Annotated in this window: 13 protein-coding genes; 6 read left to right on the top strand and 7 right to left on the bottom strand. The window is 46.1% G+C overall.

The window, feature by feature from the left end:
* The 5 genes from Q1V74_RS04230 to Q1V74_RS04210 form a co-directional block, all read left to right on the top strand.
* Window positions 1–177, top strand: a 177-nt coding sequence (locus Q1V74_RS04230; protein ID WP_300647198.1) for an alpha-hydroxy-acid oxidizing protein, incomplete at its 5' end; no start/stop codon positions are given.
* 98 nt (window positions 178–275) lie between these two features.
* On the top strand, window positions 276–671 hold the full coding sequence (locus Q1V74_RS04225) for a VOC family protein (RefSeq protein ID WP_300647197.1): 396 nt from the start codon (window positions 276–278) through the stop codon (window positions 669–671).
* 27 nt (window positions 672–698) lie between these two features.
* Window positions 699–1,289 (top strand): tat (twin-arginine translocation) pathway signal sequence, encoded by a 591-nt coding sequence (locus tag Q1V74_RS04220; RefSeq protein ID WP_300647196.1) that lies wholly within the window; start codon window positions 699–701, stop codon window positions 1,287–1,289.
* Window positions 1,290–1,308: 19 nt separating this feature from the next.
* Window positions 1,309–2,883, top strand: coding sequence for a GMC family oxidoreductase (locus Q1V74_RS04215; protein WP_300647195.1), 1,575 nt, complete (start codon window positions 1,309–1,311; stop codon window positions 2,881–2,883).
* A 62-nt stretch (window positions 2,884–2,945) separates the two neighbouring features.
* Window positions 2,946–3,278 carry a ribbon-helix-helix domain-containing protein gene (locus tag Q1V74_RS04210; RefSeq protein WP_300647194.1) on the top strand — a complete coding sequence of 111 codons (333 nt, stop codon included), beginning with the start codon at window positions 2,946–2,948 and terminating at the stop codon, window positions 3,276–3,278.
* Between the two features lie 41 nt (window positions 3,279–3,319).
* On the opposite strand, the gene gltA is transcribed toward Q1V74_RS04210, so the two are convergent.
* The 7 genes from gltA to Q1V74_RS04175 all read right to left on the bottom strand — a co-directional run bounded on the left by gltA (window position 3,320) and on the right by Q1V74_RS04175 (window position 9,065).
* Complete coding sequence (gltA, locus tag Q1V74_RS04205; protein ID WP_260649063.1) at window positions 3,320–4,612, bottom strand: citrate synthase; 1,293 nt, start codon at window positions 4,610–4,612, stop codon at window positions 3,320–3,322.
* Window positions 4,613–4,630: 18 nt separating this feature from the next.
* The gene (locus Q1V74_RS04200; RefSeq protein WP_260649064.1) at window positions 4,631–4,891 is read right to left on the bottom strand and encodes a succinate dehydrogenase assembly factor 2; all 261 of its coding nucleotides are present in this window, start codon (window positions 4,889–4,891) and stop codon (window positions 4,631–4,633) included.
* Between the two features lie 9 nt (window positions 4,892–4,900).
* On the bottom strand, window positions 4,901–5,614 hold the full coding sequence (locus Q1V74_RS04195) for a succinate dehydrogenase iron-sulfur subunit (protein WP_260649065.1): 714 nt from the start codon (window positions 5,612–5,614) through the stop codon (window positions 4,901–4,903).
* Window positions 5,615–5,626: 12 nt separating this feature from the next.
* Window positions 5,627–7,408, bottom strand: coding sequence for a succinate dehydrogenase flavoprotein subunit (gene sdhA / locus Q1V74_RS04190; RefSeq protein WP_260649066.1), 1,782 nt, complete (start codon window positions 7,406–7,408; stop codon window positions 5,627–5,629).
* A 2-nt stretch (window positions 7,409–7,410) separates the two neighbouring features.
* Window positions 7,411–7,794, bottom strand: coding sequence for a succinate dehydrogenase, hydrophobic membrane anchor protein (gene sdhD / locus Q1V74_RS04185; protein WP_260649067.1), 384 nt, complete (start codon window positions 7,792–7,794; stop codon window positions 7,411–7,413).
* Complete coding sequence (gene sdhC / locus Q1V74_RS04180) at window positions 7,794–8,207, bottom strand: succinate dehydrogenase, cytochrome b556 subunit (protein WP_260649068.1); 414 nt, start codon at window positions 8,205–8,207, stop codon at window positions 7,794–7,796. The genes sdhD and sdhC overlap by 1 nt, the downstream gene beginning before the upstream one ends.
* Before the next feature lie 99 nt (window positions 8,208–8,306).
* The gene (locus Q1V74_RS04175) at window positions 8,307–9,065 is read right to left on the bottom strand and encodes a GntR family transcriptional regulator (RefSeq protein WP_260649069.1); all 759 of its coding nucleotides are present in this window, start codon (window positions 9,063–9,065) and stop codon (window positions 8,307–8,309) included.
* A 224-nt stretch (window positions 9,066–9,289) separates the two neighbouring features.
* Between Q1V74_RS04175 and Q1V74_RS04170 the strand changes: the two genes are divergently transcribed.
* The coding region (locus Q1V74_RS04170; RefSeq protein ID WP_300647190.1) for a malate dehydrogenase at window positions 9,290–10,065 on the top strand (776 nt) is incomplete at its 3' end.

Genomic DNA, 10,065 nt, shown 5'->3' with positions numbered 1-10,065 from the left:
GCCGTAATGATTGGCCGTGCTTATATTTATGCTTTAGCTACAACTGGAGGCAAAGGGGTAAGTCACGTCTTATCCTTGTTAGAAAAAGAGATGCGTGTAGCCATGACCCTAACTGCTGCCCAACGTGTTGCGGATATCAATACAAGCTGCCTTATTCCCTCGTCCCTGCCCCGCTAACTTTTAATAACCGCCATGAAGCAACCCAGTATTACCCGCTTATGTTCAGATTAAGACATAATCATTCAAGCGATTCAACGAATTTTACGGAGTAACTCATGGCAAAATTAATTCATACAATGGTTCGTGTTAGCGCTCTTGAGCCAGCTATCCAGTTTTACAGCACCGCGTTTAACTTCAAAGAAAAACACCGCTTAGATTTTCCTACTTTTACTTTAGTTTATTTAGGAAACGATCAAAGCGAAGCCGAGCTTGAACTCACCTTTAATAAAGACCAAGCCACCCCCTATGAGCACGGCACAGCCTATGGCCATGTGGCTTTTTCCGTAGAGGGTCTGGAAGCCTGTCACCAACGCTTAAAAAATGCCGGATTTAATCCTGCTGATATTAAGCAGCTCGATATTAACGGTGTCACACAAGCTCGCTTTTTCTTTATCACCGACCCCGATGGTTACAAAATAGAAGTATTAGAACGCGGTGGCCATTTTAAATAAAAACTCAGTGATTCACCGGAGACAACAATGCAAAAAAAACATAATACTATCCACCAATTTCAACACACCTGCCAGCATCGTCGTCAATTTTTAAAAAAATATATTGTTTTAACAGGCGTAATAAGCTCAGGTAGTTTCTTAGCCTCGATAGCTCCCAGCACAAGCTGGGCACTCGAGGCCCATCATCTCAATAGCTTTCAAGCCCAATCATTATTGTCCATGGCAAAACGCCTATATCCTCACGAGGGACTTGATGAGGCAGTATACGCCATCCTAGTTAAAGATATAGATCAATTATGTAATACCCCCGAAACTAGAAAAGTAGTTCTAAAAGGGCTTTCGCTTCTGAACTCCCCGCATCCGTTCAATGAGCTTAGTGCTGCAGCACAAGTAGAAAAATTAAACTCAATACAAGAAACTGATTTTTTTCATAAAGTACGCCAGCAGTGCATTACCTCAATTTACAACCATCCTTTAGCACAAATATATTTTGGATATGAAGGAGAAAGTTGGAGCAAAGGGGGATATCTACTAAATGGCTTTAATGATTTAATCTGGCTTGACAACCCACCAGAAGTAGCAAGTCCAATGCCTTTTAAAGAGTACCACTTAAATTAATATAACAAGGAGTGGAGACATGAATAAAACAAAATTTGATAATAATGATTCCGATGTGGTAGTAATCATTGGCTCAGGAGCAGGCGGTGGTACTCTAGCAAATGAGCTCTGTCAGCGAGGTATTAAAGTAGTATTGCTAGAGGCGGGCGAGCGCCAAAGCCCTGAAACTTTTATTCAAGATGAGTGGGCATCTTTTGAGCAGCTAGCATGGTTAGACAAAAGAACAACGTCTGGCGGCTGGCTTATAGCCAAAGATTTTCCTGATTTACCTGCATGGATCTGTAAAACCGTAGGAGGAACAACAACACACTGGGCTGGGGCTTCACTACGATTTCAAGCCCATGAGTTCAAAGCTCTTAGTCATTACGGAAAAATAAAAAACGCTAATTTACTTGATTGGCCTATTACGCTAACTGAACTAGAGCCCTACTATGAGCTCGCTGAACATAAAATGGGAGTTACACGTACAAATAGTATTCCTGGCCTACCTGGTAATAATAATTTTAAAGTTTTCTATAATGGCGCCACACGAATAGGATATAAACAAGTAAGTACGGGACATATGGCTATTAATAGCCGTCCCCGTGATGGTAGAGCCTCCTGTACCCAACAAGGTTTCTGCTTTCAAGGCTGTAAAATGGGAGCCAAGTGGTCTACTCTTTATACAGAAATTCCTAAAGCAGAAGCTACCGGAAATCTAGATTTACGAACCAACTGTCATGCCGCTCGAATCGAACATGATGAGATGGGAAAAGTTAATGCGGTTATTTATTATGATGCGAACGGAAAAGAACAAAGACAAAAAGCTCGCATTATCTGTGTAGCTGGAAACTCTATTGAAACCCCTCGCTTGCTGCTTCTATCAGAGTCTAGCAAGTATCAAAATGGCTTAGCCAATAGCTCTGATCAAGTTGGAAGAAACTACATGCGCCATGTTACAGGCTCTGTTTACGCCGTCTTTGATGAAGACGTTTATATGAACCGAGGTACTATAATGGCTGGTATCGTACAAGATGAAGCAATAAACAATCCGCAACGTGGATTTGTCGGTGGCTATGAGCTCGAAACTATAAGTCTAGGTTTACCTTTTTATGCTGCATTCTTGAATCCTGGCGCTTGGGGCGCTGACTTTGCATTTTTTATGGATAATTATAAAAAAACAGCTGGGTTATGGATAGTTGGTGAAGATATGCCACAACCTACAAATCGAATAACCCTTAACCATACAAAAAAAGATCAGTTCGGTTTACCAGTCCCTAACGTGCATTATGATGATCATCCTAATGATATAAGAATGCGAGAACACGCCTTCAACCAAAGTGTCGCCTTATACGAATCCATCGGAGCCAAACGTACTTTTAAAACTCCACCATATCCCTCAACCCATAACCTAGGAACCTGCCGAATGAGCTTAAAGGCAGAGGATGGCGTCTGTAACTCGTACGGTCAAACCCATGATATTGCGAATTTATTTATATCAGATGGCAGCCAATTCACAACTAGCGCTGCAGAAAATCCAACATTAACAATTGTTGCCCTAGCCATTCGACAAGCTGAATATATTAGCCAACAAATGAAACTTCAATCTATTTAAATAGAAATCGATGATATACAAGCCGTATTGGTAAAGCCCATGCGGCTTGATCTAGGAAAGCCATGTGCGAAATATACTCTAAAACCGACCCCATCCTCTACGAATCCAGAAGCCGCTCGATCCGAATCGATAAGGTTGTCACGAGCATTCGGCTCGAAAACTTATTTTGGGATGTACTCAGTCAGATTGCTGCCGAAGAAAACCTAACAACAAATCAGCTCATTGCCACCCTATATAACGAAGTGTATGCACTACAGGGCGAGGTGCCCAATTTTGCGTCCTTTTTACGTGTGAGCTGTATACGCTATTTAGAACAGCAACACCCCTCTTTGCTGAAACGTTCTCCGTTAGCCCCTCCTGCGGAGCACCGCTCGAATCATAAAATCACCCATTAAAAAACCCACCAATTGGTGGGTTTACTATACATCTAATAATATTAGATATGGCGCTCGGTGTAACCAGTGTAGAGCTGGCGTGGACGACCAATTTTGTAGTTAGGATCAGAAATCATCTCATCCCACTGTGCAATCCAACCCACCGTACGTGCTAGGGCAAAAATACCGGTAAATAGTTCGGTTGGAATACCGATTGCACGCTGCACAATACCGGAGTAGAAGTCAACGTTTGGATAGAGTTTACGCTCTACAAAGTAAGGATCCTCGAGAGCAATACGCTCTAGTTCCATAGCAAGTTTAAATAAAGGATCATTCTCTAGACCTAAAGCCTCGAGTACCTCTTTACATGTTTCTTGCATCAGCTTAGCGCGCGGGTCATAGTTTTTATAGACACGGTGACCAAAACCCATCAAGCGCACGCCAGAGGTTTTGTCTTTCACCTTTTCCATGAACTCGCCCACTTTTTCTACCCCGCCGTTGGCTTGAATGTCTTCAAGCATATTCAAGCAAGCTTCGTTGGCACCACCGTGTGCAGGGCCCCACAAACATGCAATCCCAGCAGAAATCGCCGCATAGGGGTTTGTGCCAGAAGAGCCACATAAACGAACGGTAGATGTGGAAGCGTTCTGCTCATGATCCGCATGCAAAATGAAGATACGGTCTAAAGCGCGCTCAACCACTTCGTTAACCTTGTAATCTTCGCAAGGTGTACCGAACATCATTCGCAAGAAGTTGCCTGTGTACGACAAGTCGTTTTTGGGGTACATAAAAGGCTGACCAATGCCATGCTTATAAGCCATTGCTACAAGTGTTGGCATTTTGGCGATCAAGCGAATCGCTGAAATGCGACGATGCTCTGGGTTCGTAATATCGGTGGAGTCATGATAGAAAGCAGACATCCCCCCAACCATACCCGTCAAAATCGCCATGGGGTGAGCATCTGCACGGAATCCGCGCATAAAACTATGCATTTGCTCTTTAACCATGGTGTGCTGCATCACCAAATTATCAAATTCTTGTTTTTGCTCTGGTGTAGGTAGCTCGCCATTTAAAATCAAGTAGCTAACCTCGAGAAAATCGCAGTTTTTAGCGAGCTCATCGATAGGGTAACCACGATAAAGCAACTGGCCTTTATCACCATCAATATAGGTAATAGCGGACTCAGTGGATGCCGTTGCCATAAAACCCGGATCATAAGTAAACATACCGGTTTGACCGTATAGTTTACGGATATCAATTACATCTGGGCCAATGGTTCCTTTATATACAGGAAGCTCTATTGCTGGGGTATCGTCGGAAAACGACAAAGTCGCTTTTTTATCTGACAGTTCCATTTTGCTTTTCCTTAAAAATCATAGCGATCGCATAATTGCGACCAAACGATGAATATCGGGGCTGTCGTACTCGCCCTGTGGCTCAGAACGGGCTAACAACACATCCAAAAGATCATGATCGCCCATTAAAAACAGGCGATCTAAAGCGGCGACGTCAACGTCAGTTAGCTCCGCTTCGTATTTATCTAAAAACCGCGTGATAATTAAGTCGTTTTCTAGTAAGCCTCGGCGTGCGCGCCAACGCAAGCGCGCACGTTCTAACTGCGTTAACGTTCTCATTTCCAACCTTTAAACAGTACGACGTACCAACATTTCCTTGATCTTACCGATGGCATGAGAAGGGTTTAACCCTTTAGGACAGACATCAGTACAGTTCATAATGGTATGACAGCGGAAAAGTCGATACGGATCCTCTAGGTTATCCAAACGCTCGCCCGTGGCCTCATCACGTGAGTCCGCAATAAAGCGATACGCCTGTAATAAACCGGCAGGACCGACGAACTTGTCTGGGTTCCACCAGAAAGAGGGGCAGGAGGTCGAGCAGCACGCGCACAAAATGCACTCGTACAAACCATTTAGCTCCTCGCGGGCTTCGGGGGTTTGTAAACGCTCTTTCTCTGGCGGTGGTGTGTCATTGATCAGATACGGTTTAACCGAATGATACTGATCAAAGAAATGCGTCATATCAACGATCAAATCACGAATAACAGGCAGACCGGGTAAGGGACGTAAAACGATGGGTTGTTTTAAGTCATTTAAGTTAGTGGTACAGGCCAGGCCGTTTTTACCATTGATATTCATCGCATCCGAGCCACATACGCCCTCGCGGCAAGAACGACGAATAGAAATACTATCGTCTACGGTGTTTTTGATGCGAACAATAGCATCCAACAACATTTTATCGTTGGGCTCAAGCTCGACCTCGAGCTTTTGCATATAAGGACGCTCATCCTTATCGGGGTCGTAGCGATAAATTTCAAATTTAACAATACGTTTGCTCATCGTAATACCTGCTTAGAAAGTGCGTGGCTGTGGAGCGATAGATTTAGCGGAGATAGGCTGCATTTGCACGGGCTTGTAACGCAAAGTGCTGCCTTCGGAGAACCACACCGAGTGCTTCAACCAGTTCTCATCATCACGCTCTGGATAGTCGTTTAGTGCATGCGCACCACGGCTTTCTGTACGGTTCGCTGCCGATTTTGTCGTAGCACGTGCCACTTCAATCATATTAGCGACCTCTAGTGCTTCCACTCGAGCGGTGTTAAAGATTTTGGATTTGTCTTGGAAGTAAATTTCATCTACCTCGGGAACCAAGCCTTCGATCAGCTCTTCGCCTTTTTTCAAGAGATCCAAGGTACGGAACACCCCACAGTGAGCTTGCATGGTTTGACGAATCTTTTCTGCAACCTCTTGGGAGCGCTGTCCTGAAGTGCGGGATTCTAAGCGGTTGACACGATCCATCGACTGCTCAATCGACCACTCAGGAATGTCTTGGTGCGCGTGCTCGTTATCAGGACGCGACTCAACAATGTGATTACCTGCCGCACGACCAAAGACAATCAAGTCGAGCAAGGAGTTCGTACCTAAACGGTTTGCCCCGTGGACGTTTGTAGCCGCGCACTCGCCCACAGCGTAAAGGTTTTTCACGATTTGCGTGTTGCCTTCGGCATCTAAGGTGGTGACCTGACCATAGTAGTTAGTGGGAATACCACCCATCTGATAGTGAATGGTCGGTACCACTGGGATCGGATCTTTAATCGGATCCACGTTCGCAAACTTAATAGCAATTTCACGAATAGAAGGTAAGCGCTTGTTAATGGTTTCCGCACCTAAATGGTCTAGCTTCAAGACAACATAGCTACCATCTGGTCCACAACCACGCCCTTCTTTAATTTCTTGGTCCATAGAGCGAGACACAAAGTCACGTGGCGCCAAGTCTTTTAGGTTTGGTGCATAGCGCTCCATGAAACGCTCACCGTCTTTATTTAAAAGAATACCGCCTTCGCCTCGGACCCCTTCAGTGATAAGAACCCCAGCGCCCGCAACCCCAGTGGGGTGGAACTGCCAGAACTCCATGTCTTGTAAAGGAATACCTGCACGGGCTGCCATACCTAAGCCATCGCCGGTGTTAATAAAGGCGTTTGTCGAAGCCGCCCAAATGCGCCCTGCTCCACCTGTAGCTAATACCGTACGCTTGGCCTCAAGCACGTAAATTTCACCCGTCTCCATCTCGAGGGCGGTTACCCCAAGCACATCCCCTTCTTCGTTGCGCAATAGGTCTAGTGCCATCCACTCAACAAAGAAGTTAGTACGAGCCGCTACGTTACGCTGGTAAAGCGTGTGTAACATCGCATGCCCAGTACGGTCAGCAGCGGCACAGGCACGCTGTACAGGTTTTTCACCATGGTTAGCTGTATGTCCACCAAATGGACGCTGATAGATCGTACCGTCGGGGTTACGGTCAAAAGGCATCCCAAAGTGCTCTAGCTCATACACAGCATGTGGTGCCTCGCGACACATGAACTCAATCGCGTCTTGGTCGCCTAACCAGTCAGAACCTTTGACGGTATCGTACATATGCCAATACCAGTGGTCCTCGCTCATGTTACCAAGTGCAGCACTAACACCGCCTTGGGCAGCTACAGTATGAGAACGCGTAGGAAAGACTTTAGATAAGACCGCTACAGACAAGCCCGCTTCGGCTAATTGTAGGGAACAACGCATACCGGCACCGCCGGCGCCAACTACCACCACATCAAACTGGCGGCGTGGTAAAGAAGTTTTAATAGCAGCCACGGTTACAGGCTCCAGATAATTTGTGCAAAATAAACAATAGAACCAACTAACCACAAGACCGTAAAGGCTTGTAGTGCAAGACGAATGCCAGTTGGCTTAATGTAGTCCATCCAAATATCGCGCACACCAATCCAGGCATGCCACGCTAAGGACATAAAGAATAATGTGGCGAGTAGCTGGCCCGCAGGAAAGACACCAAACCACTTAAAAGCAAACAGATTACGCCACCCCTCGTAGTTGAGCTCAGAGGTAAACAGCACCCCTACTAGCAACACTAGGGTATAGAGAATCATAATTACAGCAGTCAGACGCTGGGCAATAAAATCAATTGTGCCGTAGTGCGCACCAACTACTAAACGTTTTGTTCCAATACGTTCTTGAGCCATTAGAATACTCCGAACAATTTAAGTGCAAATACGACAGTTAATGCCAAGCTCACAACTAATACCGATGCCGCGGTTTTATTTGCGGTGTATTTATCGTTACCTTTGCCTAAATCTAGGGCTAAATAACGAATGCCTGCACAGAAATGGTGGAGATAGCCCCAAACCAGCGCCAACACAATGAGCTTCATGATCGGGCTACCAAACACATTGCTCAATGCGGCAAAGCCCGCCTCGGAGCTTAGGCTCATTGCCAGCAACGGTAAAATAATGACGGGTAAGCTTAAAAATAACAAAGCACCACTGATTCGATGCAAGATCGACGTTCTAGCAGCCAGTGGCATACGGTATGACAATATCTGCGGCACGCTGACATTGCGATACTGCGGACGCTGCTTTTGGGCGGTATCAGACATGATGGCCTCGAAGTTAAAAATAAAACAGTATTACAACAAATTAAATGCTCAGAACTACGCCTGCTGATAATCAGCAAAACCAATCCATGAGCTGACCCTTTAGTTTAGGCTATTTCTATAATGGAAATGGCTGGTAATATACAAGCCTTGGCGAACCTCCATGGGTCGCTCCCCATAAGTATAAGCAACCCTTTCCACCTGTAACAGGGGTGAACCCACAGAAACCTGTAACCGTTGCGCGGATTCTTCTGTAGCCGCTACGGCACGAATGCTTTCATCTGCACGCAACATACTGACCCCAAACTGACCCTCGAACCACGCATAAAGAGGCTCTCGATTCTGCATAACAGCCTCGGTAGTCATGCCCTTAAATACCTGTGCAGGCAACCAAATGTTATCCAGAATAGTGGGCTTATCATCAAACGATAAAACACGCTGAATATTAATCACGGTGTCCACAGGGCGTAACGCCAACAAAGCGGCGATCTTAGCGGGGGCTTTGACTCGATAGCAGCCAATGATTTCGCTACGGGTCGTTGGTTGATGCCCGTCATCGGGCGTCAAGCGTAAAAAACGGTATCGAACCTTGGCCTCGTTGTGTGTGGAGACAAACGTGCCTTTGCCCTGACGACGTATTAACAAATTTTCGGCGGCAAGCTCATCGATGGCTTTGCGCACAGTACCCTGGCTGACCTGAAAACGCGCTGCCAGATCCAGTTCGCTCGGAATGGCCTCGCCGGGTTTCCATTCGCCCTGATCTAAGCTTTTAAGCAGCAGCGCTTTAATCTGCTGATAAAGCGGACTATACGCCGTGCCGCGCTCAGAATTTGTTACATTGACTGAGTTAGATTCAGACATAGTCGATATGAGAGGCCAAGCATCTGAATAAAGGCAGACCCTGGCAAATTAGAAAAAGAATATCCGTTATTTTGACACGCAAAGTCCATTCTGTCTAACACTCTTGTGTCTTATATAAGATATAAGAGGTTTGACGTATAATTGAGTTTGGTCTAGGGTTCAAAAAGCATTACACTCGATGCTATAGCAGTACCCTGTTTTCCAACTATTTGGAGTCAACACTCATGAGCAAACCCGCAATGCGCGTTGCCGTTACTGGCGCCGCTGGCCAAATCGGTTACGCACTTTTATTCCGTATCGCCTCCGGCGAAATGCTAGGCAAAGATCAGCCTGTTATCTTACAACTTCTTGAAATCCCTGATGAAAAAGCACAAAAAGCCTTACAGGGTGTCATGATGGAACTCGACGATTGTGCTTTCCCCTTACTGCAGGGCATGACAGCACACAGCGATCCACGCGAAGCATTTAAAGATGCGGACATTGCCCTATTAGTCGGCGCCCGTCCACGCGGTCCAGGTATGGAGCGCAAAGACCTGCTAACCGTTAACGCCAAGATCTTTACCGAGCAAGGCAAGGCACTCAACGACGTCGCCAGCCGTGATGTAAAAGTACTAGTGGTAGGTAACCCTGCCAACACAAACGCTTACATCGCCATGAAATCCGCTCCGGATTTACCGGCGAAAAACTTTACCGCTATGCTACGCCTAGACCACAACCGTGCGTTGTCTCAGCTGGCGGACAAAGCTAAGGTCGCCGTCGCGGATATCGAGAACCTCATTGTTTGGGGTAACCACTCCCCCACCATGTATCCTGACATCCGTTTTGCTACGGTTAATGGCCAAAGCCTCAAAGACAAAATCAATGACGAGGCGTGGAACAAAGACACCTTTATCCCAACGGTAGGCAAGCGTGGTGCTGCCATCATTGAAGCGCGCGGTTTATCCTCTGCCGCATCAGCAGCTAACGCCGCCATTGATCACATCCGTGATTGGGTTTTAGG

It is taken from the genome of Paenalcaligenes sp., from assembly GCF_030152715.1.
GTDB classification, from domain to species: domain Bacteria; phylum Pseudomonadota; class Gammaproteobacteria; order Burkholderiales; family Burkholderiaceae_B; genus Paenalcaligenes; species Paenalcaligenes hermetiae.
Note: the sequence above shows the minus strand (reverse complement) of the source record. Positions and strands in the feature narration are given on the sequence as shown.